The sequence below is a fragment of the Pseudomonas marginalis genome (assembly GCF_900105325.1).
Classification (GTDB): Bacteria; Pseudomonadota; Gammaproteobacteria; order Pseudomonadales; family Pseudomonadaceae; genus Aquipseudomonas; species Aquipseudomonas marginalis.
On the sequence record NZ_FNSU01000003.1, the window covers coordinates 1,736,976 to 1,759,428 of the forward strand.

Sequence of the window (22,453 nt, forward strand, 5' to 3'; positions counted from 1 at the left end):
ATTCACCGCAACCGAGTGGCAGCCGCCACGATCCCAGCCGCGTCGATGTTATGCAAGGCGCGGGTCGGTTCGCGGGCACCGGCGGCGGCGTACTCGCCATCGCCGATACCCAGGCGGATCAGGGCAATGCCCAACCCGGCTTCGGCCAGCACTTCGGCGACCAGGCTGCCGACGCCGCCGTTGATATTGTGTTCCTCCACACTGATGACCGCGCGGGTGCCGCTCAAGGCGCTGAGCAATACATCACGCTGCAAGGGCCGGATCGACGACAGGTTGATCACCTGCGCCTGGATGCCCTGCTCCGCCAGCAATGCCGCTGCATCCACCGCTTCATGCACCACCGAGCCCAGGGCCACGATGCTCACATCGGCGCCCTGGCGCAGGATGTCGACCTGACCGGGCACAAACTGATAATCGGCGCCGTGCACGTCGGGCAAGGCTTTGCCGTCGAGGCGGATATACACCGGGCCGTGGTAGCGCAGCGCGTAATCGACGATCTGCCGGCACTCGACGGCATCGGCGGGGGCGAAGATCTGCACATTGCCAAACCCGCGCATCACCGAAATATCGTCGAGGCTGTGGTGGGTGCTGGCAAGCGGGCCATAACTGGTGCCGGCATTCAGGCCGAACATCTTCACGTTGGCCTGGTTGTAGCAGACGTCCACCTTGATCTGCTCATTGGCCCGCGAGATCAGGAACGGCGCCGCATTGCAGGTGGCGGCGATCTTGCCGCCCAGGGCCAGGCCCGCCGCGACGCTGACCAGGGATTGCTCGGCAATGCCCACATTGATCAGCCGCTCGGGAAAACGCTGGGCAAACGGGCCGATCTTGGCCGTGGAGGTGGAGTCGCTGACCACCGGCACTACGTCCAGCCCGGCCTCGACGGCAGCGATAAACGCTTGCACCATGACGCTCGCCAAATGTTCACTCGCCATGGTTCAACTCCTCCAGTGCTGCGTTGATTTCATCACCCTTGGGCACGCGGTGGTGCCATTCGGGGCGGGCTTCGATAAACGACACGCCCTTGCCTTTAATGGTGTGGGCGATCAGCACCTGGGGCGCGCCGGTCTTGGTCTGCATGCTTTCCAGGGCTTCGATCAATTGGCCGACATCGTTACCGTCGCACTCGCTGACGCGGAAGCCAAAGGCCGCCCATTTCACGTCCAGTGGGTCCAGCGGCATGATCTCGGCGGTCAAACCGGCAAGCTGCAGCTTGTTCTTGTCGACGATCACAAACAGGTTATCCAGGCCGTACTTGGCCGCCGCCATCGCCGCTTCCCAGTTGGAGCCTTCGGCCAGTTCGCCGTCACCGGTGAGCACGTAGATGCGCTTGTTGCTGCCGGACATCTTCGCCGCGAGGGCCAGCCCGACCGCCACCGGCAAACCGTGGCCGAGGGCGCCGGTGTTCAGTTCGATGCCGGGGGTTTTCTGGCGTACCGGGTGGCCGGGCAGGTGCGAGTTGAAGTGCTGGTAGGTGGGCAGCCACTCGGTGGGGATGTAGCCCGCCTGCGCCAGGCAGCAGTACAAACCGCCCACGCCGTGGCCCTTGCTCTGGATATAAATATCGCGCTCGGGGTCTTCGGTGCGTTCCGGGCCGGTGTTGAGGACGCGGAAATACAGGGTGGCGAGGATGTCGGTTTCGGAAAGATCCGCCCCGGTGTGCCCGCCGGCCGGTGAGTCGGCGTTCAGGCGGATCACATGGCGACGAATCAGGCGGGCCTGTTCCTTGATCTGGTGGGCGTCGTACTGGAAGGCATTCATGCAGCGGCTCCTTTGAGGCTGACCACGCGGGGTGAAAGTGTCCAAGGCTGTCTTTGAATATTTATTCAGCAGTGACAATATATTTCTATTTAGACGCCGATCCTCCGGCAGGTCAAGTGAGCGAACCGCCGAAAAATCAAATAAAACTCGGAAATCCCCCTCGGACAAACGGCCAAAATCCCACGCCGGCTCCTCTAGACCGTGGCTTTGCGCCGGGCAAAAACACCGTTTCAGCGGCAGGCAAGAAAAATTAAGCGCTTGACTTTGACACGGTGTCACTGGAATCTGAATTAACAGTCAGGCACGCATAAATATTCAAGAAGCCTGAAGCACTCCAAAAAAAATAACTCAGGAGAACACTGTGGACGCCAAAGCTATTGTCCAGCACCCGGCCGAACTCAAGCCGCCACCTCGCCCACGTATTGTCAAACTGCTGCCCAGTAATATCGGCGGCCCGTTGATCGGGCTGGTGCTGCTGGTGCTGGTCTTCTCCTTCAGTTCCGAATTCTTCTTCTCGTTGCGCAATGGCCTGAACATCCTTGATCAGGTCACGGTGCTGGGCATCCTGGCGATCGGCATGACGGCGGTGATCGTGATCGGCGGCATCGACCTGTCGGTCGGCTCGGTGCTGGCCTTCTCGATGATGATGCTCGGCTGGCTGTATCAGGATCAGGCGGTGCCCCTGGGCTTTGCGATTCCGATCTCGATTGCCAGCGGCATGCTCGCCGGGCTGGTCTCCGGCGCGTTGATCACCTACGCCAAGCTGCCACCCTTTATTGCCACGCTGACCATGATGTCGGTGGCCCGTGGCCTGGCGAATATCCTCACCGAAGGCCGGCAGATCGTCGGCTATCCGGACTGGTTCACCAGCCTGGCGACGGTGCGCCACTTCGGTTTCCTCTCGGCCACCGTGGGCCTGTTCCTGGTGATGCTGGTGGTGGCCTGGGTGTTCCTGCGCTTTCGTGCCGGCGGCCGCAACCTCTACGCCATGGGCGGCAGCCCGGAAGTGGCGCGGCTGTCGGGCATCAAGGTGCGGGCGATTACCCTCTGGGTGTACGCCATCAGCGGTGCGCTGGCCGGCATCGCCGCCGTGACCCTGGCCGCGCGCCTGGACTCCTCGCAACCGAGCGCCGGGCTGAGCCTGGAGCTGGACGCCATCGCCGCCGTGGTGATTGGCGGCGCAAGCCTCAGTGGCGGCGTCGGCAGCATCGGCGGCACCCTGGTGGGCGTACTGATCATTGGCGTATTGCGCAATGGCCTCAACCTGCTGGGGGTTTCGCCCTTTATTCAACAAGTGGTGATCGGCGTGGTCATCGCCCTCGCCGTCACCATCGACACCCTGCGACGCCGCTCCAGCACTGCCCGTTAAACCTGTTCGACAGTTGACACCCTCCAACAATAAAACCAGGAGTCACCGACATGTTCAGCCCCAAGAAATTGCTGTTGGCCACCGCTCTCGCCGCCGCCACCCTCACCGTTGCCGGCACCACCTGGGCCAAGGATTTGACCATCGGCCTGGCCGTGGCCAACCTGCAGGCCGACTTCTTCAACCAGATCAAGCAATCGGTGGAAGCCGAAGGCAAAGCCAAGGGGGTCAAGGTGATCACCGTGGACGCCCAGGGCAACTCCTCCACCCAGGTCAGCCAGATTGAAGACCTGATCACCCGCCAGATCGATGTGCTGATCTACATCCCGGCCGGTGCCACCGCCGCCGGTGTGCCGGTGAAAGCCGCCAAGGCTGCGGGCATCCCGGTGATCGCCGTGGACCGCAACGCCCCCGACGCACCGGGCGACACCTTTATCGCCAGCGACAGCGTGGCCGGCGCCAAGACCCTGGCCGAGTACGTGGGCAAGATCACCGACGGCAAGGGCCGCATCGCGATCCTGCAAGGCCAGATCGGTACCACCCCCGAGAATGATCGCGCCAAAGGCTTTGAAGAGGGCCTGAAAGCCTTCCCGGACCTCAAGGTCGTCGCCCAGCAACCAGCTGAATGGGCCCAGGACAAAGGCTTCGCCGTGGCCCAGGACCTGCTCCAGCGTGACCCGAACATCACCGTGTTCTTCGGCCGAGCCGATGCCATGGCCTTGGGCGCTGCCCAGGCGGTGAAAGTCGGCAACCTCGATCACAAGGTGGTCGTGGTCGGTTTCGACGGCGACGTGGCCGGGCTCAAGGCCGTGCAAAGCGGTGTGCTGAACGCGACCATGACCCAGCAGACGCAAAAAATGGGGCGCCTGGCCGTGGCCTCGGCCATCGACCTCAAAGCCGGCAAGACCCTGCCCAAGGAGCAGTTGTTGCCCACCGTGCTGACCACTAAAGAAAACGTCGCGCCGTTCCTGCAACAGCACCCGTAAGCCTTGGAGGTCGTCATGCAAGCAGCAGCCGTTGACACCGCTCGATCAGACGCGGTGCTGTGCCTGCGCAATATCAGCAAGGCCTACGGGCCGGTGCAGGTGTTGTCGCAGGTCAACGTGGACATTCGCCCCGGTGAAGTACTGGCCCTGCTCGGTGAAAACGGCGCGGGCAAGTCGACCTTGTCGTCGATCATCGCCGGGCTGGTGCAACCGGAAGCCGGGGGCAGCATGACCTGGCTCGGCGCGCCCTACGCCCCCGCTTCACCGGGGGCCGCGCTGGGCGCCGGGATCGGCCTGATCCACCAGGAAATCCGCCTGCTGCCGCAACTGTCGATTGCCGAGAACATCTTCGTCGGCCGCCTGCCCATGCGCCGTGGGCGGGTGGACCGCGAGTACATGGAGGCCCAGGCGCAGATCCAGTTAGAGCGCCTGGGGCTCAAGGTGCCGGCCTCGCGCAAGGTCGAAGGCCTGAGCGTGGCGGCCCAGCAACTGGTGGAAATCGCCAAGGCGCTGACGCTGAAGGCCAGCCTGTTGATCCTCGATGAACCCACCGCCGCATTGGGTGGCGAGGAAACCGAGCTGCTGTTCAAGCAGGTGGAACGGCTGAAGGCCGAGGGTGTGTCGTTTATCTATATCAGCCACCGCCTGGAAGAGATCGCACGCATCGCCGACCGCGTGCTGGTGCTGCGCGACGGTCGCCAGATCGCCCTGCATGCCACGGCCCAGGTGCCGGTGCGGGAGTTGGTGGAGCAGATGGTCGGGCGCAGCCTGGAGCGGATCTTTCCTGCGTTGCAGGCGCCCCAGGAGCAGGTGATGTTGCAGGTCAAGGCGTTGAGCTGCCGTGAGTTTGCCTTGCACGGCATCGACTTCAGCGTGCGTGCCGGCGAGGTATTCGGCATTGCCGGGGTGGTCGGCGCCGGGCGAACCGAGCTGGTGCGTACCATTGCCGGCGCGGCCCAGGATATTCGCGGCCATATGGTGCTGGATGGCGAGGTCCGCCAGTTGCGCTCGCCCTTCGAGGCGATCCAGGCCGGCGTGGTGCTGGTGCCCGAAGACCGCAAGCAGCAAGGCGTGGTGGTGGAGCATCGCATCGAAGACAACCTGATTTATGGCAACACCGACCTGCTGGATAAACGCGGCTGGGTGTTCCCTGCCCCACTGCGCGAATTCGCGCGCACGGCGGTGGCGCGACTGGGGGTCAAAGGTGCGCCGCAGTCGCGGATTTCCAGCTTGTCCGGCGGTAACCAGCAGAAGGTGATCATTGCAAAGTGGCTGGCGCGCAACCCCAAGGTGTTCATCCTCGATGAACCCACACGCGGCATCGACGTGGGCGCGCGGGCGGCGATTTATGAAGTGATCGCGGACCTGGCGGCCAAGGGCATGGCGGTGATTGTGGTCAGTTCCGACCTGGACGAAGTGCTGGGCTTGTCCCATCGGGTGATGGTGATGAGCCGAGGGCGGCAGATGGGGATTCTGGAGCGTGGCGAGGCCACTCCGGTTGCGGTCATGGAAATGGCCACCGCCTAGGAACCCGGTCCTCACAAACAATGGCGATCAAATGTGGGAGGGGGCTTGCCCCCGATTGCGGTGGGTATCTACACAACGTTGGCTCGGCGCTGAACGCTCGGCAGATAGGGCTGCTGTGGTGAGCGGGCTTGCCCCGCGCTGGGGCGCGAAGCGGCCCCAAAACCAGGCACCTCGGTGTGTCAGTTAAAAACACATCGCCTGTAATGGGGCTGCTTCGCAGCCCAGCGCGGGACAAGCCCGCTCACCACAGGAGAACTCGCCAGTCTCTGAAAATTATGTAAATACCTATGCCCCGATGAGGGAGTGTCAGTAGATGCATCTGTAACTGAACCACTGCTATCGGGAGCAAGTCGAGTCGTCGCACCGCCCTTCCCACAGGGGATCTACTGTGATTTCAAAAATTGGAGTTATTCATGCAGCTTTTTAGTCTTCAGGGCCAAGTGGCCTTTGTTACCGGCGCCGGCAGCGGCATTGGCCAGGCTATCGCCGTCGGGCTCGCCGAAGCGGGCGCGGATGTAGCCTGCTTTGATCTTCCGGGCAGCCCCGGCATTGCCAGCACGGTAGAACGCATCCAGGCCCTGGGCCGGCGCGCCTTGGCGTTGAGCGGTACCGTCACCGAGCGAGCTGCCCTGGATGCAGCGGTCGCGCACACCGAGCATGAGCTCGGCCCGCTCAGCGTGGCCGTCAACTGCGCCGGCATCGCCAATGCCCAGGCCGCCGAAGACCTGGAGCTGCAACGCTGGCAAACCACCCTGGACATCAACCTCACCGGCATCTTCCTCAGCTGCCAGGCCCAGGCTGCGGTGATGTTGCCGCGTGGCAAGGGCGCTATCGTCAATATCGCCTCCATGTCCGGCAGCATCGTCAACCGCGGCCTGTTGCAGGCGCACTACAACACCTCCAAGGCCGGGGTGATCCACCTGAGCAAAAGCCTGGCGATGGAATGGGCCGACAAAGGCCTGCGCGTCAACTGCATCAGCCCCGGCTACACCGCCACGCCGATGAACTCACGCCCGGAAGTCGCCGACCAGGTGAAGATCTTTGAACAGACCACGCCCATGGGCCGCATGGCCAGCGTGGACGAAATGGTCGGCCCGGCGATTTTCCTGGTCAGCCAGGCCTCGTCTTTCTGCACCGGTGTCGACCTGCTGGTCGATGGTGGTTTTGTCTGCTGGTAAGGAGTTTTGTCATGTCGCAACGTTTCAGCGGTAAAACCATCGTGATCACCGGCGCCTGCCGTGGCATCGGTGCCGGCATTGCCGAGCGCTTCGCCCAGGAAGGTGCCAACCTGGTGCTGGCCTCCAACGACCTGGAGCGCGTGACATTCACCGCCGACCAACTGGCCCGGGAATACAAGGTCGACACCCTGGCCCTGGGCATCGACGTGACCCGCGAAGAAGACATCGAAACCCTCTACCGCGAGGGTCACGCACGCTTCGGCAGCATCGACGTGTCAGTGCAGAACGCCGGCATCATCACCATCGACCACTACGACAAGATGCCCCGCGCCGACTTCGACAAGGTGCTGCAGGTCAACACCACCGGCGTGTGGCTGGGCTGCCGGGAGGCGGCCAAATACATGGTCAAGCAAGGCAGCGGGCGCTTGATCAACACCTCGTCCGGCCAGGGCCGCCAGGGGTTTATCTACACCCCGCACTACGCCGCCAGCAAAATGGGCGTGATCGGCATTACCCAGAGCCTGGCACTGGAACTGGCGCGGCATAACATCACGGTCAACGCGTTCTGCCCCGGCATCATCGAAAGCGAGATGTGGGACTACAACGACCGCGTGTGGGGCGAGATCCTCAGCACCGACGAAAAACGCTACGCCAAGGGCGAGTTGATGGCCGAATGGGTCAGGAACATCCCCCTGCGCCGGGCCGGCAAGCCCTCGGATGTCGCCGGCCTGGTGGCGTTCCTGGCCTCGGATGACGCGGCCTACCTGACCGGCCAGGCGATCAATATCGACGGCGGCCTGATCATGTCGTAAGGGTTTGGTATCCTCACCCGCATTGATGTCATCACTGAGGCCTTCATGAGCCAGATCGAAGAACAGCGCCTGATCACCAAGATCGCGAGCCTCTATTACGAAGACGGGCTCAAGCAGTCCGAGATTTCCGCCCAGCTGGACCTGTCCCAATCCTTTATCAGCCGTGCCCTGCGCCGGGCGCTGCAGGAAGGCGTGGTGAAGATCAGCGTGATGCGCCTGCAAGGCCTGCACCTGGAGCTGGAAAACCAATTGCAACGCCGCTACGACGTGCGCCAGGTGATCGTGGTGGAAGCCACCGAGCCCGGCAACGATGAAAGCATCAAGCAAGCCATCGGCTCGGCGGCTGCCCACTACCTGGAGACCAGCCTGTCGCCCCAGGACCATATCGGCATTTCGTCGTGGAGCAGCACCATTCGCGCCATGGTCGGCCACCTGCATGCCCAGCCGGGCAAACAAGGCGCCCAGGAAGTGGTACAACTGTTGGGCGGCGTCGGCCACAAAGGCGCGTTTGAAGCCACCCTGCTCACCCAGCGCCTGGCCACCCTGCTCAACTGCCCGGCGTTCCTGCTGCCGTCGCAAAGCATCGAGCAATCGGTGGAAAGCAAACAGCGCATCGTGCAGATGGAAGAGGTCAAGGAAGTGCTGCAACGCTTTGACAGCATCACCCTGGCGATCGTCGGCATCGGCGACCTGGAACCCTCACAGTTGCTGCGCAACAGTGGCAACTACTACACCGAGGACATGCTGCGCCTGCTGGCCGAGCGCGGTGCCGTCGGCGATATCTGCCTGCGCTACTTCGATGCCCAGGGCAAGCCGGTGCTGGAGGAAGATGAAGAATTCGTGGTCTCGGTGGCGCTGCCCAAGTTGCGCAGTATCCACCGCGTGCTCGGCCTGGCCGGCGGGCTGAACAAGGTCCAGGCCATTCGTGGCGCGCTCAAGGGCGGCTACCTGGATATCCTGATCACCGACCTGGACACCGCACAGGCCCTGAACCACTAACCCTATTTCTGGAGACTGCCGCTCATGACGTCCAAGCTCGAACAACTCAAGCAATTCACCACCGTGGTCTGCGACACCGGCGACCTCGAAGCCATCAGCCGCCTGCGCCCGGTGGACGCCACCACCAACCCGTCGCTGCTGCTCAAGGCCGCCGCGATCCCGGAATACGCCGAGCTGCTGCGCAATGCCGTCAACCTGGCCAAGGGCGACGTCGGCCTGGCCTGCGACCACTTCGCGGTGTCCGTCGGTGCCGGCATTTTGAAGGTTATCCCCGGGCGTATTTCCACCGAAGTCGACGCGCGCCTGTCCTTCGATGAAGACGCGCTGTGGGCCAAGGCCAACCAGTTGATCGCCCTGTACGACCAGGCCGGTATCAGCCGCGACCGCGTGCTGATCAAACTCGCCTCCACCTGGGAAGGCATCCGCACGGCCGAACGCCTGGAAAAAGCCGGCATCCAGACCAACCTCACCCTGCTGTTCTCCTTCGCCCAGGCCCAGGCCTGCGCCGATGCCGGGGTGTTCCTGATCTCACCGTTCGTGGGCCGCATCTACGACTGGTACCGCAAGAACACCGGCCTGGACTACACCGGCGCTGATGACCCAGGCGTGCAATCGGTGACGCGCATCTACAACTACTACAAGGCCAACCAGATCAACACCGTGGTGATGGGCGCAAGCTTCCGCACCCTCAGCCAGATCGAACAGCTGGCGGGGTGCGATCGCCTGACCATCAGCCCGGAGCTGCTGCAGAAGCTCGACGAAGACCAGGGCACGCTGGCGCGCAAATTGGTGCCGGTGACCGAAGGCGAAGCGCGTCAGCCAATGAACGAAGCGCAGTTCCGCTGGGCGTCGAATGAAGATGCGATGGCCACGGAGAAGCTGGCGGAAGGGATTCGACAGTTTGCGCGGGATCAGGAAAAACTCGAGGCGGTGTTGTCGGCGCTATGACCCCCGTCCAGCCGCTCGGCCAGTCGCGCACCTTGGTGTTCCTGGCCTACCCGCAAATGGGCCTGCTCGACCTGACCGGTGCCCAGACCGTGTTCTGGGCTGCCACCAAGGCCATGGTCGAGCGTGGCCTGCCGGGCTATGTGGTGCACACCGCCAGCCTGGCGGGCGGCTTGATGCCAACGGCCGAAGGATTGAGCGTCGACACCCTGCCATTGGCGCAATTTGACCCCGCCGCCCTGGACACCTTGATCGTACCCGGCGCCCCCGCCATTCAACAGGCGCTGGCCGCCAACACCGACCTGGTGGACTGGCTGCGTCACGCCTCCACTCGGGCCCGGCGCACGGCCTCGGTGTGCAGCGGCACCTTCCTGCTGGCCCAGGCCGGCTTGCTCCAGGGCCGGCGTGCTGCCACGCACTGGGCGATGTGCGACATGCTCAAGCGCGGGTTCCCCAGCATCGATGTGGACATGGACGCGATCTTTGTCCAGCAAGGCAATGTGTGGACGTCGGCAGGCGTGAGTGCCGGCATCGACCTTGCGCTGGCGTTGGTAGAGGCCGATTGCGGGCGTCACGTCGCCCTGCAAGTGGCGCGGGAACTGGTGGTGTTTCTCAAAAGGCCTGGCGGCCAGGCCCAGTTCAGCCAACTGCTGCAAGCCCAGACCGACGACACTGCCGGTTTCGATGCGTTGCACCTGTGGATCGCCGACAACCTTAGCGACCGCGAGCTTACGGTGGAGCGCCTGGCGGAACAAAGCCGCATGAGCCCGCGCAACTTCGCCCGGGTCTACAAGCAAAAAACCGGGCGCACCCCGGCCAAGGCCATCGAGTTGTTTCGCGTGGAGGCGGCGCGGCGCCTGCTGGAAGACTCCCAGCGCAACATCGACCAGGTGGCGCACCTGTGTGGCTTTGGCGATGAAGAGCGCATGCGCTACACCTTCCATCGCCACCTTGCGATTTCCCCTCGCGACTACCGCGCGCGCTTTTCCCGCTGACGGCAGGCCGCTTGGCAGTTATTCAGGGTTTTCTGTCCTACCCGCCAAACCGCGGCGCTCTTAGAGTAGGCCGGTAACGCATTGCGCCTTGAGCAATCGTATCGACCTGGTCCCTGGAGCATCCCCATGAAGCAGCACATCCTTATCATCGGCGCCGGGTTCGGCGGTGTCTGGAGCGCCTTGAGCGCCGCGCGCCTGCTGGATAAACATGATCGCCATGACGTGCAGATCAGCGTCCTGGCCCCACAGCCGGCGCTACGTATTCGCCCACGTTTCTACGAGGCCGACGTGCATGCCATGCAGGCACCGCTGGGCCCATTGTTTGCGGCAGTCGGCGTGGACTTCATCGAGGGCGCCGCCGACCGCATCGATGAACACGGCAAGCAGGTGACCTACCGCAACGCAGCAGGCATCCCCACCACCCTCAAGTACGACCGCCTGGTGCTGGCCGCCGGCAGTCGTCTCAATCGCCCGCAGATGGAAGGCCTCCAGCACGTGTTCGATGTGGACCAGATCGAAGACGCCACGCGCCTCGAAGCCCATATCAAGGGTTTGAAAAACCTGCCCGACAGCCCGGCACGCAACACCGTGGTGGTGGCCGGCGGCGGGTTTACCGGGATCGAGACCGCCACCGAAATGCCGGCACGCCTGCGCGCAGCACTGGGTGACGACGCCACTATCCGTGTGATCGTGGTGGACCGTGGCCCGCAGATCGGGGCATCCATGGGCGATGGCATTCGCCCGTCCATCGTCGAAGCCAGCCAACACCTGGGCCTCGAATGGCGATTGAACACCTCCGTGGCCGCGGTGGATGCCGGCGGCGTGACCCTGGCCGATGGGCAGCGCATCGAGTCCAGCACCGTGATCTGGACCATCGGCTTTCGCGCCAACCCGCTGACCGAACAGGTCAGCGGCACCCTTGACCCCCAGGGCCGCCTGCATGTGGACGGCAACCTCAAGGTGAAGGGCCAGGCCGATGTCTTTGCCGCCGGTGATGTGGCCTACGCCGCCACCGACGACCTCGGTCACTTCGCCGGCATGTCCTGCCAGCACGCCATCGCCCTGGGCCGCTACGCCGGCAACAACGTCGCCGCCGACCTGATCGGCGTGGCCCCGATGACCTACAGCCAGCCCAAATACGTCACCTGCCTCGACCTCGGGGCCTGGGGCGCGGTGTACACCGAGGGCTGGGATCGTCAACTCAAGCTGGTGGGCCAGGAAGCCAAGGAGCTCAAGCAGCAGATCAACACGGTGTGGATCTACCCGCCAGCCGCAGAACGGGCCACCGCCCTGGCGGCGGCTGACCCGCTGATTCCGGTGGCCTGACGCCCCACACCCGGTGCCCGCCAGCCCACTGTTTGCTGGCGAGCATAAATGCCAGGAGCGATCAGGCTCGCTCCTGCCTCAGCTTTGCGCGACACCCGTCCCAAACTTGCGAATCGCCAGGCAATACCCGATCAATGCCAGCGCCGCCAGCAACCCGCCCGCCAGGCCGACCCAGGCGAAGCCGAAGTGGCTGCCGACCCAGCTGCCCATCAGGGCGCCACCGCCAATGCCGATGTTGTAGATACCGGAGAACATCGCCATGGCCACGTCGGTGGCGTCCGGGGCCAGCACCAGCACCTTCGATTGCATGGCGAGGCCGAAGCCCATGATCGCCATGCCCCAGAACACGCTGAGGATCACCAGGTACGACTCGGCACCGCTCAACGGCAGCATCAGCGCCAGGCACGCGGCCAGGATAAACACCGCGCCGACCACGAACAGGTGGGGGTTGAAGCGGTGCACCAGGCTGAACAACAGCGAACCGATGATACCCGCGCCGCCGAACACCAGCAGGATCAGGGTCACCGCGCTGCCGCTCATGCCGGCCACGCCTTCGACGAAGGGTTCAATGTAGCTGTAGGCGGTGAATTGCGCGGTCACGGTCATGGCGGTGAGCACATACAACGCCACCAGCGCCGGACGCTTGAACAGCAGTGGCAGGCTACGCAGGGAACCGGAGTTCTGGCTCGGCAGCAAGGGCAAGGTGCGCGCCAGCCAGAACACCAGGGCGGCGGCGAACGCGCCGATCACCAGGAACGTGGTGCGCCAGCCCATGGCTTCGCCGAGCAGACGCCCCAGGGGAATACCCAGCACCATCGCCAGGGACGTACCGGTGGCGAGCAGGCCGAGGGCTTGCACCTGCTTGCCTTCCGGCGCCAGGCGCACCGCCAGGGAGGCGGTGATCGACCAGAACAGTGCATGGGACAAGGCAATGCCGACGCGACTGACCATCAACAGGCCGAAGCTGGTGGCGACGCTGGACAAGATGTGGCTGGCGATAAACAGGCAGAACAGCACGATCAGCAGCTTGCGCCGCTCGATGTTGCGGGTCAGCAGCATCACCGGCAGCGAGGTCAGGGACACGATCCAGGCGTAGATGGTGAGCATCAGGCCGACGCTGGACACGGGCATGTCGAAGCTGGCGCCAATGGCGCTGAGCAGCCCGACGGGGACGAATTCAGTGGTATTGAACACAAACGCGGCCAACGCGAGGGCGATGACCGGTTGCCAGTTGGCTTGGGGGGTTGCGGCTGAAATGCTCATTTACAGGTCGTCGTACTCGGTTTCCGCGCGGGTCAAGGCGGCCCAATGCCAGCCCTTGAGCAGCGCGGAAAAATAGTAACACGGACCTTCAAGGATCCACCTGTGCCATCAGTTCCGGGATTGACTCCGGCCGCTTGGCATAACGCTGCGCCAACGCCGCACAGACCATCAACTGGATCTGGTGAAACAGCATCAACGGCAAAATCAGCACGCCCATGCTCGCCCCGGCGAACAGCACCTGGGCCATCGGCACGCCAGTGGCCAGGCTTTTCTTCGAACCGCAGAACAGGATGGTGATGCGGTCTTCCTGGTTAAAACCAAAGGCCTTGCCCAGCACGGTGGACGCCACCAGCACCAAGGCCAGCAACACGCAGCAGGCCACCACCAGGCCGCCCAGTTCCCACAGCGGGATCTGGTGCCAGATGCCTTCGTTGACCGCTTCGCTGAACGCGCCGTACACCACCAGCAGGATCGAACCCTGGTCGACGAACTTCAGCCAGGCTTTATTGCGCCCCACCCACGCGCCAATCCAGCGGCGGGCGATCTGCCCGGCGATAAACGGCAGCAGCAGTTGCACGCTGATTTTCAGGATCGCATCGACGGTGGAGCTGCCCTCGCCGTGCACATTGAGCAACAGCGTCACCAGCAACGGCGTGAGGAAGATGCCGAACAGGCTGGAGGCCGCCGCGCTGCAGATCGCCGCCGGGATATTGCCCCGCGCCAGCGAAGTAAAGGCAATCGCCGATTGCACCGTGGCCGGCAAGGCGCAGAGATAAAGCATGCCCATGTACAGGTCTTTGCCGATCAGCGGCGACAACACCGGTTTGAGCGCCAGGCCCAGCAGCGGGAACAGTACAAAAGTCAGGCTGAACACCAGCAGGTGCAGACGCCAGTGGCCCGCGCCGGCGACGATGGCCTGGCGCGACAGCTTGGCGCCGTGCAAAAAGAACAACAGCGCGATGGCCAGGTTGGTGACCCAGCCGAAGGCCACGGCGGTCTGGCCGCTGACGGGCAGCAGGGAGGCGAGGATCACCGTGGCGATCAAGGTCAGGGTGAAGTTGTCAGGCAGAAAACGGGGGCGAGTCATAAGCGAATCTTCCGGGGGGTTGCCAAGAGCGTCATGGCGACTCTAACGTAACGGCTTGTTACCGACTAACGCCAATGAGCCAGTAAATGCCGCCTAAAGGACATGCCAATACCGTACGCCGCAGTGTGCCTGGGCTTTCCAGCCTGCCACGGCCGGTGTATGGGCGCACCGAATCGCTGCCCAACCGTGCGCTGACCCGCCGGCACAGCCACCCGTGGGTGCAATTGTCCTACGCCATTTCCGGGGTGCTGGAGATCCAGACCAGCGCCGGCCGCTTCGTCGCACCGCCCCAGCGGGCGGTGTGGATCCCCGCGGGCATGCCGCATCGGGTGTACAGCTCGCCCCATACCGAGATGCGCAGCCTGTACCTTGATTGCAGCGTCACCGCCTGGGCCGCAGAGCGCTGCCAGGTGCTGGAGGTAAGCAGCCTGCTGCGCGAGTTGATCCGCAGTTTCAGCGAGCTGCCGGTGGAATATGCCGAGGATGGCCCGGATGGGCGCTTGGCCCAGGTGGTGCTGGACCAGTTAGCGGCAGCGCCCCAGGTGGACCTGATGCTGCCCTTGCCGCTGGACCCGCGCCTGCGGCAAATCTATCGCAGCCTGAACCTGCACCCGGAACAGCAGACCACCCTGGGGCACTGGAGCCAGAAGCTAGGGGTGAGTGAGAAGACGCTGAGCCGGTTGTTCTTGCGTGACACCGGCCTGACGTTTCGGGCCTGGCGCCAGCGTTTAAGGTTACTGAGCGCCCTGCCCGCCCTGGAGCAAGGCGAGCGGGTGACGGATGTGGCGTTGAACTGTGGCTATGAGTCCACCTCGGCGTTTATCAACGCGTTTCGGCAGCAGTTCGATGCCACGCCGGGTGAGTTCTTCCGCTGACACTTCAAACGCTGAACGTGCCACAGTTACAGTGTTCCTCCTTAACTGACCGGTATTAGGGCAAGCCCCCTCCCACAAAGTTGAGCGTATTTCCAATGGGGATCGACGTTCAGCTGCCGTTACCGCCATGAGCCTCTTCGAAAAAGTAGTCCTTCCAGCTCGCCGCCTTGTTTTTCAGTACGCCCAATTCCTGCAATTTCTCGGCATAGATATAGGTACGCTGCGGCACGATGGTGAAGTCGATTTCCGGGTCCTGGACGATTTTTTCCACCAGGTCCAATGGCAGCTTCGACTGTTCTACGCGGATGTACGCCTTGGCCGCTGCGGGCTTGTCGGCCTTGATGATCTGCTCGGCTTCGGCCAGCGCGGCGTAGAACGCCTGGTAGGTCTTGGGGTTTTCGTCGTGGAATTTCTGCGTGGTGTACAGCACGTTGAACGTCGCCGGACCGCCAAGGATGTCGTAGGAACTGAGCACCTTGTGCACATTGGGGTTCAACAGTTCCTGGTACTGGAACGGCGGGCTGGAGAAGTGCGCGTTGATCTCCGAACCACCGGCAATCAACGCGGCGGTGGCATCGGGGTGGGCCAGGCTGATGGAGATGTCATCGAACTTCTTGTAGTTGGCATCGCCGAACTGCCTGGCGGTTTCAATCTGTAAGGTCCGCGACTGGAAACCCACCCCAGCAGCGGGCACGGCGATGCGGTCTTTCTCGGTGAAGTCCTTGAGAGTCTTTACCTTGGGGTTGTTGGTCAACAGGTAGTTGGGCATCGAGCCCAAGGAGGCGATGGCCTTGACGTTCTGCTTGCCCTTGGTGCGGTCCCACAGGGTGAGCATCGGCGGCACACCGGCGGACACCACATCCAGAGCGCCGGCCAGCAGCGATTCGTTCATGGCGGTGGCGCCGGAAATGCTGTTCCATTCCACCTGGATGTCCAAGCCCTGGGCCTTGCCGTGTTTTTCGATCAGGTGCTGGTCGCGCACCACATCGAGGATCAGGTAGCCGATGCCGAATTGCTGGGCGATGCTGATCTTGCCTTCGGCCTGGGCACCAGGGCTGAGCAAGACGCTGGCGGCGGCGAGGGACGCGGCCAGGAGAGTCAGGGAGGAACGCTTGAACGTCATGGGGAATCTGCCGCGTTTTCGAGAAGGTGATGGAGCGTAGCCGCGGTTTTTTAGACAGCAAAAGAATATCTGGGTCTATTGTTATGCAAATACCCCTAAAACGGCGCGCGGCTGGTATCGTGCCGCGCTTTGAAAAAACTGCCGCACACTGCGAGGACATGCACGTTGAACACTGACGAAAAAATGACCGGGGACCTGTTCGAGGTGGATAAGCGCCTGTCACTCAAACCCGTGGTGGACTTCAACAGCTACCTGCGCAGCGCTTTCGGCGACGGCCCGTGCACCTGCATTCGTTGCACCGCCAGCGGCGGTGACGAAACCGGCTACGCGTTCCAACACACCTTCAGCTTCGACGGCAAACCAACCCAGCGCCGCTTTGCCTCCACGGCGGGCAGTGATGTGTTGATGGCGCTGAAAAAGGCCTGGTTGTCCTTCACCAAGGCTGAGTTGCCTTCGAATGGCGCGCTGGCGCTGGAGACGGTGAAGGAATTTGTCGAACCGCAGTTGCACAAGCGCCTGGTGCCGCTGTTTCTGGCCAGTGGTTTGGCCAAGGATGTCGACGGCGAGTTGCACCTGCAGCCACAAGCCACGGCCTGACGCCTTCTCCCTGAATCAAATCGTCGCGTAGCAGCTGTCGAGCCCAAGCGAGGCTGCGTCGGCCGCGACTAGAACCTGAATCGGCAGCGCGCCTGACGCAGCCTCGCTTGCGCTCGGCAGCTGCTACGGGGGATAGATGAGCGTCAGCGCAAACGGGTGACGGTGAGCGCCACCACGGCGATCCGCTCCACACGCTCATAGCCGGGCTTTTCCAGCTCTTCGCCGAACACATCGGGGTCAAGTTCGCGGTAGGTCCACCCAAAGGCATCGCTGTCCAGCAACGGCGTGACGGCGGCCAGGAACGGATCCTCCCCGGCGACAATCGCCACGCCGGTGTAGAGCACCAGGCTGCCGCCCAGGGCCAGGCGCCCAACGGCCTCGCCGGTGATGCGCACCGACAGTTGCTCGCCCAGTGCCCCGCCGCCATGCCGGTAGGCACGCTGGCGGTCGTCGTTCATATAGGGCGGGTTGGCGACGATCAGGTCGAACGTGCCTTCGACGCTGCCCAGTACATCGCTGTGGTACGCGGTGACGTTCGCCAACCCGGCCAGCTCGGCATTCACTGCCGTCAGGCGCAAGGCGCGCGGGTTGATGTCCACCGCCAGCACCTCGGCGTCAGACCGCGCCCGGGCGACCACCAACGCGCCCACACCGGCGCCGCAGCCGATGTCCACGGCGCGTTTGATCGGCTCGACGCGCTGTTGCAGATGGGCTTCGATCAGTTGGGCAAACCGATAGCTGTCAGGCCCGAAAAACACCGCGTCCGCTTGCGTGGTGGGGTATGCCGAGTGGGCAAACAGCAGGTCGTCCAGGCTCGACCAACGCACCGCACTGCGCCACAGCGCCTCGTGTTTTTCGACCACATCGGCCTGCTGCAGCTCCTCTCGAAACGCCTCCGGCAACAGCTCGCGGTCAAACGGCAGCGACCAGCCGAAGACATCCCGCAGGTCCTTCGCCAGCGGCGCCCCCTGGCGCTGGAAAAACCGTTCATGGGTCAAGGGCGTTGGCGTGATGAAGCGGTAGCCATTTTCCTTCAACCCCCGGCCCAGGTTCAGCAGGGCGCGGTCGGCGAGTTGTTGTGCAGACATGGATGATTTCCTTAGCGCAGGCGCGCACGCAGTTGGATAAAGCGGCGAGTGGCATACAACCCGGCGGGCGTGCAGTGACGCCGCGCCGACAGCCACGGGATCAGCGCATTGAGCTGCTGCTCATCAGGCAGGTTCCACAGCGAATCCACCAGCGCCTGGGTGTCCGGGTCGGACGGGCGATGCTGCTCGCGGGAGAAGCGGCTGCCGCGTCCGGGCCGCACGGGCGCCACACGTTGAGCGCTGATCCAATCACCCGCGATCCAATCGCGCAGCAGCTGTTTCTCATAGCCGCTGAACACGCCAAACATCGCCGCGCCCGCACCTTCGATCAACTGCCAGAAGCGGCTCTCGGCCGGATCCTGGTTGCGCTTGATCCAGCCCTTGTCTTCCAGGGCCTGGAGAAAGGCGCCGATCTGCCCCGGCCGCGCCAGCCATTGGTTGACGGTCTTGCCTTCGAAGCGGCAGTAATCCGAATGCATGTGCTGGCCGAACGTGCGCTTGCGTTCAAGCATGGCGACCACTTCGTCATTCAGGTTGAAGTCGTGGATAACCGCGCTGGTCCCCGGGCCGAGGTCATTCAGGCGGTACCCCTCGGCCACGCGGCGATAGAAGTCCTCCCTGCCCTCCCCCAGCGGCAGCAGGTTCAACACCGACTGCGCGGCCTTGCAGGCGTGGCCGCTGCTGGCGTTGTCGATGGTGACGTGGAGGGTGAAGTAATACGGGTCGATGCCCAGTTCGCTCAGCTCATACGCGGTGATCAGCAGGTGCAACGGCAACTGCTCATAACCGAGGTTGAAACCGATGATCTCCGGCAGGAAGTCGTCGGCGCACAGGCCCAGCGCCAGTTGCAGGGCGCCTTGCAGGTAATGGTCGTCCTCAAGGCCGGCGTCGCTGTCGGCATCATGCTCGCTGAGTAATTTGCGGTAGATCACCACATGGTTCTGCGCCGCTTCGCCGTCACCCAGCTCTTCGAGATAGGTGGTGAGCAGGCCGTCGAAGCGCGGGTCGTGCCAATAGCGCAGCAGGCCATTGAGCCAGGCACCGTCGACCTGTTTGGTCGGCGCCACGCGCTGCAGGAAATACAGCGCATGGGCCTTGTTCTGAAAATAACGACGTGGCCGGCCTTGCTGGCGTTGCTCCAGGTAATCGGCATAGGCCTGGGCCACGTCGGCGCAGCGCTGTTCGATCCAGGCCGGCAGTTGTTCGGGCATCTGCGGCAACTCACTGGGCGCGTCGCGCACCTGCGCCAAGTGCGTGCGTAGAAACTCCCGCGCAACCTCTTCAGCGCCAGGGGTTTCGCCATACAGGTGTTGGTACAACCACTGATACTGACCCGGTTGGGTGATGGAGGCCGGCTGGCCCGACAGCGCTGTGAGAAGCGTCATGATGGCAGTTTCCGCAAAGTCCGATCCAACCAGGCCTCCCGACAAGGAGGCCCCGCAAGCGCGCTCAACAGCACACGCGTCTAAAATGCAGAGCCTGCGGGCATGGGGAAAATTCAATCGGGGTTGTGCGGCTGCGGATCAGTGGTCGTCAGTAGCCCACGCCGCGGATTCTGGCGCAGCGCAAAAGCCGGCGCGCGACGTCACTTATACAAGATCGCCTGATGGATATCCTCCAGCGCCATGATGCGCTGGGCGGCATTCAGCTTGATGGCCTCCTTGGGCATGCCGAACACCACGCAACTGGCCTCGTCCTGGGCCACCGTGGCGGCGCCGGCCTCGAGCATCTCCTTGAGCCCGCGCGCGCCGTCGTCGCCCATGCCGGTCATGATGATGCCGGTGGCGTTCCTGCCGGCGAACTTGGCCACCGAGCGAAACAGCACATCCACGGATGGCCGGTGCCGGTTGACCAAGGGCCCATCAATGACCTGGGCGTGATAATAGGCGCCGCTGCGAGTCACCATCAGGTGCTTGCCACCCGGCGCGATCAGGGCCAGGCCCGGCAGAATGCGGTCGTTGTTGCGCGCTTCGCGCACCTCGATCTCGCATACGCTGTTGAGGCGCTCGGCAAACGAGGCGGTGAACTTTTCCGGCATGTGCTGCACGATCACCATGCCTGGGCACACCCTCGGCAGTGCCGTCAGAACCGCCTCCAACGCTTGGGTACCGCCGGTGGACGTGCCGATGGCGACGATACGCTCGGTGGTCTGTGCCATGGCATGGCCATTGGCGGCAGGCAGGATCGCATCTGCGGTGAGCTTGCTGGCCGGGGCCAGTGCCGGCGCCGGGCTGGCGCTGCGCTTGCCCAGGTTCCTGACGTTGGAGTTCGCTGCGGCGCGGATCGCGGCCACCAGCTCGGCCGCCGACTCGATCAGGAAATTCTTCAACCCGGTAGTGGGCTTGGTGATGATTTCCACCGCGCCCGCCGACAGCGCCTGCAGGGAGGTTTCCGCGCCTTTCTGGGTCAGCGAGGAACAGATCACCACCGGCGTCGGCCGTTCGCTCATGATTTTCTTGAGAAAGGTGATGCCGTCCATGCGCGGCATTTCCACGTCCAGCACGATCACATCCGGCCATTCCCGGGCGAGTTTGTCCATGGCGAAAATCGGGTCGGAGGCGGCGCCCATGACATGGATATCCGGCGTATCGCTGAGAATCGCCAGCAGTACCTGGCGCACCACGGCCGAATCATCGACGAGCAGCACACTGATTTTTTTGGTAGGCATCTTGTTGAATTGTTCCCATTGGTTGGTGCCGGACCCAGACGTTGCCGTTCCACAGGTCGAACATGATCGTGCGGTAACCGGTACTGCCCATGTCCTGGGCCGTCAGGTGCAGGTGATAGCGCTCGGCCAGGGCCAGTGCCGCGCGAATATTCAGGCTGGCCACGTCCTGCGTCGGCAGGCGGCACAGCTGGGGAAACATCTTGCCGCCGCCGAACAATTTGACCTGGTAATCCTGTGCATGCGTGCCATTGATCTCGGCGTGGCGCAGCAGCAGCTCCAGGGCTTCGTCGGCATATCGGCCGTCCAGGGGCTGACGGTCGCGCACGCGCCCCGGCAGCATGAAGTGACACATGCCGCCAATCAGCCGTTGCGGGTGCCAAAAGGTGATCGCCACGCAAGAGCCGAGCAAGGTGCGCAGGCGCGTCGGCCGCGTCGCAAAGCTGACCTGGCCAGGCGCCAACACCACTTCGGCCGTACCGACGGGCTTTTTCATGGCTTGCGGTAAATCGACGGAGCCACCAGTTTCAAGGTGTCATTGACACCGTGGAGGCTTTCCGAGTGACTGATGATCAGGTAACCGCCCGGCTTGAGCAGCGGCAACAGGCGCGCGACCACCTGGCTCTTGGTCTGCTGGTCGAAATAAATCATCACGTTGCGCAGGAAAATCACCTCGAACTCACCCAGGGCCGGCAGCGCTTCGTTAAGGTTGACCTGGACAAAATTGACGCGGCTACGCAAGGCCTTGTCGATCAGCAAGGTGCCCTCCTGGCGACCAATGCCCTTGAGGCAGTACTTGGCCAGCAGCGGTTGGGGCAATGTCTCGGTGCGTTCCAGGGAGTAATGGCCGGTGCGCGCCTTGGCCAGCACTTGGGAGCTGATGTCCGAGCCGACCACTTCCCAGGGCGTGCTGCCGAGGCTTTCGGCCAGGGTCATCGCCAGGCTGTAGGGTTCTTCACCGGAGGAGCTGGCCGCGCTCCACACGCGAAACACCTTGCCCGGCGCGGCCCGGGGCAGCACGTGCTGACGCAGGAAGTCGAAGTGCTTGGGCTCGCGAAAAAAATAGGTTTCGTTGGTGGTCAGCAAATCCAGCGCAACCTGCAGTTCGCCCTTGCGCTGGTCATTCATGATCAGCTTGAAATACTCACCATAGCTGTGCAGCTCATAGTGCTTGAGGCGCTTGAACAGGCGCCCGGCCACCAGGGCTTTCTTGGTCGGCGACAGGTTGATGCCCGCCGCGCGGTACAGCCAGGTCTGGAACTGACCGAATTCATGGTCATCGATGGACACGGTGTCTGCCATGGTCGGGTCTCAACGCGGGTCGAGGTCGAGGGCCGGCGCCTGGCCGGCCTCGGCGAGGCTGGACATCTCATCGATGGACAGCACCTTGTCCACCTCCAGCACGATCACGAACTTGCCGTCGACCTTGGCCATGCCGCTGATGAAATCGGCGCGAATTCGTGCGCCGAAGTTGGGTGGCGGCTCGATCTGCGTCGCCGGGATCTCCCGCACCGCAGACACCGTATCGACCAGCAGCCCGATGTCCTGGGCCTGGCCATCTTCGGTACTCGCCTCGATGATGATCACGCAGGAGCGCCGGGTGATCGCCGAGTTGGCCCGGCCAAAGCGCGCCGACAGGTCGACCACCGGCACCACCGCGCCGCGCAGGTTGATCACCCCGCGTACGAAAGCGGGCATCATCGGCACCACGGTCAGGCTGCCGTATTCGATAATTTCCTTGATCCCCAGAATGCCGATGGCGAACATTTCGCCGCCGAGCATGAAGGTCAGATACTGCGCATCCTCATCGACCGCTGCTGCGGTCTGCCGAGTCGTCATTGCTGCACCCATGTCACTCTC

Annotated in this window: 22 protein-coding genes; 11 read left to right on the top strand and 11 right to left on the bottom strand. The window is 63.4% G+C overall.

The genetic code is table 11. The features are described 5' to 3' along the window. Positions 1-2 precede the first annotated feature (2 nt). Together BLW22_RS16985 and BLW22_RS16990 are read right to left on the bottom strand one after the other, a co-directional pair. Entirely contained in the window at positions 3-935 is a 933-nt protein-coding gene (locus BLW22_RS16985; RefSeq protein ID WP_065924583.1) for a transketolase family protein, read from the bottom strand. Then, on the bottom strand, positions 925-1,761 hold the full coding sequence (locus BLW22_RS16990) for a transketolase (protein WP_065948088.1): 837 nt from the start codon (positions 1,759-1,761) through the stop codon (positions 925-927). The genes BLW22_RS16985 and BLW22_RS16990 overlap by 11 nt, the downstream gene beginning before the upstream one ends. A 361-nt stretch (positions 1,762-2,122) precedes the next feature. On the opposite strand from BLW22_RS16990, the gene BLW22_RS16995 reads away from it, so the two are divergent. The 9 genes from BLW22_RS16995 (at position 2,123) to BLW22_RS17035 (ending at position 11,895) form a co-directional block, all read left to right on the top strand. Then, positions 2,123-3,130, top strand: a complete 1,008-nt coding sequence (locus BLW22_RS16995) for an ABC transporter permease (protein WP_027607262.1) — start codon at positions 2,123-2,125, stop codon at positions 3,128-3,130. 50 nt (positions 3,131-3,180) lie between these two features. After that, positions 3,181-4,113: a sugar ABC transporter substrate-binding protein gene (locus BLW22_RS17000; RefSeq protein WP_065924581.1), complete on the top strand. Its 933-nt coding sequence runs from the start codon at positions 3,181-3,183 to the stop codon at positions 4,111-4,113. 15 nt (positions 4,114-4,128) lie between these two features. Beyond that, positions 4,129-5,640, top strand: coding sequence for a sugar ABC transporter ATP-binding protein (locus BLW22_RS17005; RefSeq protein WP_065924580.1), 1,512 nt, complete (start codon positions 4,129-4,131; stop codon positions 5,638-5,640). A 413-nt stretch (positions 5,641-6,053) separates the two neighbouring features. Then, complete coding sequence (locus BLW22_RS17010; RefSeq protein ID WP_065924579.1) at positions 6,054-6,818, top strand: SDR family oxidoreductase; 765 nt, start codon at positions 6,054-6,056, stop codon at positions 6,816-6,818. A gap of 11 nt (positions 6,819-6,829) precedes the next feature. After that, a complete protein-coding gene (locus BLW22_RS17015) occupies positions 6,830-7,630 on the top strand; it encodes an SDR family oxidoreductase (RefSeq protein ID WP_065924578.1) in 801 nt (266 codons plus the stop codon). 45 nt (positions 7,631-7,675) lie between these two features. Beyond that, positions 7,676-8,629 carry a sugar-binding transcriptional regulator gene (locus tag BLW22_RS17020; protein ID WP_074847093.1) on the top strand — a complete coding sequence of 318 codons (954 nt, stop codon included), beginning with the start codon at positions 7,676-7,678 and terminating at the stop codon, positions 8,627-8,629. Between the two features lie 24 nt (positions 8,630-8,653). Further along, complete coding sequence (gene tal / locus BLW22_RS17025; RefSeq protein ID WP_065924576.1) at positions 8,654-9,577, top strand: transaldolase; 924 nt, start codon at positions 8,654-8,656, stop codon at positions 9,575-9,577. After that, entirely contained in the window at positions 9,574-10,569 is a 996-nt protein-coding gene (locus BLW22_RS17030) for a GlxA family transcriptional regulator (RefSeq protein ID WP_074847094.1), read from the top strand. The genes tal and BLW22_RS17030 overlap by 4 nt, the downstream gene beginning before the upstream one ends. Positions 10,570-10,695: 126 nt before the next feature. Continuing rightward, positions 10,696-11,895, top strand: a complete 1,200-nt coding sequence (locus BLW22_RS17035) for an NAD(P)/FAD-dependent oxidoreductase (RefSeq protein ID WP_074847095.1) — start codon at positions 10,696-10,698, stop codon at positions 11,893-11,895. Positions 11,896-11,973: 78 nt separating this feature from the next. On the opposite strand, the gene BLW22_RS17040 is transcribed toward BLW22_RS17035, so the two are convergent. Both BLW22_RS17040 and BLW22_RS17045 read right to left on the bottom strand, forming a co-directional pair. After that, positions 11,974-13,158, bottom strand: coding sequence for a sugar transporter (locus tag BLW22_RS17040; protein WP_074847096.1), 1,185 nt, complete (start codon positions 13,156-13,158; stop codon positions 11,974-11,976). An 88-nt stretch (positions 13,159-13,246) separates the two neighbouring features. Beyond that, entirely contained in the window at positions 13,247-14,245 is a 999-nt protein-coding gene (locus BLW22_RS17045) for a bile acid:sodium symporter family protein (protein WP_074847097.1), read from the bottom strand. A gap of 86 nt (positions 14,246-14,331) precedes the next feature. On the opposite strand from BLW22_RS17045, the gene BLW22_RS17050 reads away from it, so the two are divergent. Further along, positions 14,332-15,120, top strand: a complete 789-nt coding sequence (locus BLW22_RS17050) for an AraC family transcriptional regulator (protein WP_074847098.1) — start codon at positions 14,332-14,334, stop codon at positions 15,118-15,120. Between the two features lie 109 nt (positions 15,121-15,229). Here BLW22_RS17050 and BLW22_RS17055 read toward each other — a convergent pair whose 3' ends face one another. Then, the gene (locus BLW22_RS17055) at positions 15,230-16,243 is read right to left on the bottom strand and encodes an ABC transporter substrate-binding protein (RefSeq protein WP_065924570.1); all 1,014 of its coding nucleotides are present in this window, start codon (positions 16,241-16,243) and stop codon (positions 15,230-15,232) included. A 165-nt stretch (positions 16,244-16,408) separates the two neighbouring features. Here BLW22_RS17055 and BLW22_RS17060 point away from each other — a divergent pair, with 165 nt between their 5' ends. Further along, positions 16,409-16,840 (top strand): hypothetical protein, encoded by a 432-nt coding sequence (locus BLW22_RS17060; protein WP_074847099.1) that lies wholly within the window; start codon positions 16,409-16,411, stop codon positions 16,838-16,840. A gap of 143 nt (positions 16,841-16,983) precedes the next feature. Here BLW22_RS17060 and BLW22_RS17065 read toward each other — a convergent pair whose 3' ends face one another. The 6 genes from BLW22_RS17065 to BLW22_RS17090 form a co-directional block, all read right to left on the bottom strand. Then, positions 16,984-17,928: a class I SAM-dependent methyltransferase gene (locus BLW22_RS17065; RefSeq protein WP_074847100.1), complete on the bottom strand. Its 945-nt coding sequence runs from the start codon at positions 17,926-17,928 to the stop codon at positions 16,984-16,986. A gap of 11 nt (positions 17,929-17,939) precedes the next feature. Then, positions 17,940-19,313, bottom strand: coding sequence for an iron-containing redox enzyme family protein (locus BLW22_RS17070; RefSeq protein WP_065924567.1), 1,374 nt, complete (start codon positions 19,311-19,313; stop codon positions 17,940-17,942). A gap of 200 nt (positions 19,314-19,513) precedes the next feature. Then, a complete protein-coding gene (locus BLW22_RS17075) occupies positions 19,514-20,596 on the bottom strand; it encodes a protein-glutamate methylesterase/protein-glutamine glutaminase (protein WP_065948072.1) in 1,083 nt (360 codons plus the stop codon). Then, a complete protein-coding gene (gene cheD / locus BLW22_RS17080; protein WP_065924565.1) occupies positions 20,559-21,089 on the bottom strand; it encodes a chemoreceptor glutamine deamidase CheD in 531 nt (176 codons plus the stop codon). Before cheD ends, BLW22_RS17075 begins: the two co-directional genes overlap by 38 nt. Further along, on the bottom strand, positions 21,086-21,895 hold the full coding sequence (locus tag BLW22_RS17085) for a CheR family methyltransferase (protein WP_065924564.1): 810 nt from the start codon (positions 21,893-21,895) through the stop codon (positions 21,086-21,088). Before BLW22_RS17085 ends, cheD begins: the two co-directional genes overlap by 4 nt. 9 nt (positions 21,896-21,904) lie before the next feature. After that, a complete protein-coding gene (locus BLW22_RS17090; RefSeq protein WP_027607290.1) occupies positions 21,905-22,444 on the bottom strand; it encodes a chemotaxis protein CheW in 540 nt (179 codons plus the stop codon). Between the last annotated feature and the right edge of the window lie 9 nt (positions 22,445-22,453).

What these genes read in the sequence shown, in the direction of transcription:
- BLW22_RS17015 (WP_065924578.1), top strand. Translation starts at nt 6,830, where the DNA reads ATGTCGCAACGTTTCAGCGGTAAAACCATCGTGATCACCGGCGCCTGC.
- BLW22_RS17010 (WP_065924579.1), top strand. Translation starts at nt 6,054, where the DNA reads ATGCAGCTTTTTAGTCTTCAGGGCCAAGTGGCCTTTGTTACCGGCGCC.
- BLW22_RS16985 (WP_065924583.1), bottom strand. Translation starts at nt 935, where the DNA reads ATGGCGAGTGAACATTTGGCGAGCGTCATGGTGCAAGCGTTTATCGCT.
- BLW22_RS17075 (WP_065948072.1), bottom strand. Translation starts at nt 20,596, where the DNA reads ATGCCTACCAAAAAAATCAGTGTGCTGCTCGTCGATGATTCGGCCGTG.
- BLW22_RS17065 (WP_074847100.1), bottom strand. Translation starts at nt 17,928, where the DNA reads ATGTCTGCACAACAACTCGCCGACCGCGCCCTGCTGAACCTGGGCCGG.
- BLW22_RS17020 (WP_074847093.1), top strand. Translation starts at nt 7,676, where the DNA reads ATGAGCCAGATCGAAGAACAGCGCCTGATCACCAAGATCGCGAGCCTC.
- BLW22_RS17045 (WP_074847097.1), bottom strand. Translation starts at nt 14,245, where the DNA reads ATGACTCGCCCCCGTTTTCTGCCTGACAACTTCACCCTGACCTTGATC.
- tal (WP_065924576.1), top strand. Translation starts at nt 8,654, where the DNA reads ATGACGTCCAAGCTCGAACAACTCAAGCAATTCACCACCGTGGTCTGC.
- BLW22_RS17050 (WP_074847098.1), top strand. Translation starts at nt 14,332, where the DNA reads ATGCCGCCTAAAGGACATGCCAATACCGTACGCCGCAGTGTGCCTGGG.
- BLW22_RS17085 (WP_065924564.1), bottom strand. Translation starts at nt 21,895, where the DNA reads ATGGCAGACACCGTGTCCATCGATGACCATGAATTCGGTCAGTTCCAG.
- BLW22_RS17005 (WP_065924580.1), top strand. Translation starts at nt 4,129, where the DNA reads ATGCAAGCAGCAGCCGTTGACACCGCTCGATCAGACGCGGTGCTGTGC.
- BLW22_RS17055 (WP_065924570.1), bottom strand. Translation starts at nt 16,243, where the DNA reads ATGACGTTCAAGCGTTCCTCCCTGACTCTCCTGGCCGCGTCCCTCGCC.
- BLW22_RS16990 (WP_065948088.1), bottom strand. Translation starts at nt 1,761, where the DNA reads ATGAATGCCTTCCAGTACGACGCCCACCAGATCAAGGAACAGGCCCGC.
- BLW22_RS17035 (WP_074847095.1), top strand. Translation starts at nt 10,696, where the DNA reads ATGAAGCAGCACATCCTTATCATCGGCGCCGGGTTCGGCGGTGTCTGG.
- BLW22_RS17000 (WP_065924581.1), top strand. Translation starts at nt 3,181, where the DNA reads ATGTTCAGCCCCAAGAAATTGCTGTTGGCCACCGCTCTCGCCGCCGCC.
- BLW22_RS17070 (WP_065924567.1), bottom strand. Translation starts at nt 19,313, where the DNA reads ATGACGCTTCTCACAGCGCTGTCGGGCCAGCCGGCCTCCATCACCCAA.
- BLW22_RS17030 (WP_074847094.1), top strand. Translation starts at nt 9,574, where the DNA reads ATGACCCCCGTCCAGCCGCTCGGCCAGTCGCGCACCTTGGTGTTCCTG.
- BLW22_RS17090 (WP_027607290.1), bottom strand. Translation starts at nt 22,444, where the DNA reads ATGGGTGCAGCAATGACGACTCGGCAGACCGCAGCAGCGGTCGATGAG.
- BLW22_RS17040 (WP_074847096.1), bottom strand. Translation starts at nt 13,158, where the DNA reads ATGAGCATTTCAGCCGCAACCCCCCAAGCCAACTGGCAACCGGTCATC.
- cheD (WP_065924565.1), bottom strand. Translation starts at nt 21,089, where the DNA reads ATGAAAAAGCCCGTCGGTACGGCCGAAGTGGTGTTGGCGCCTGGCCAG.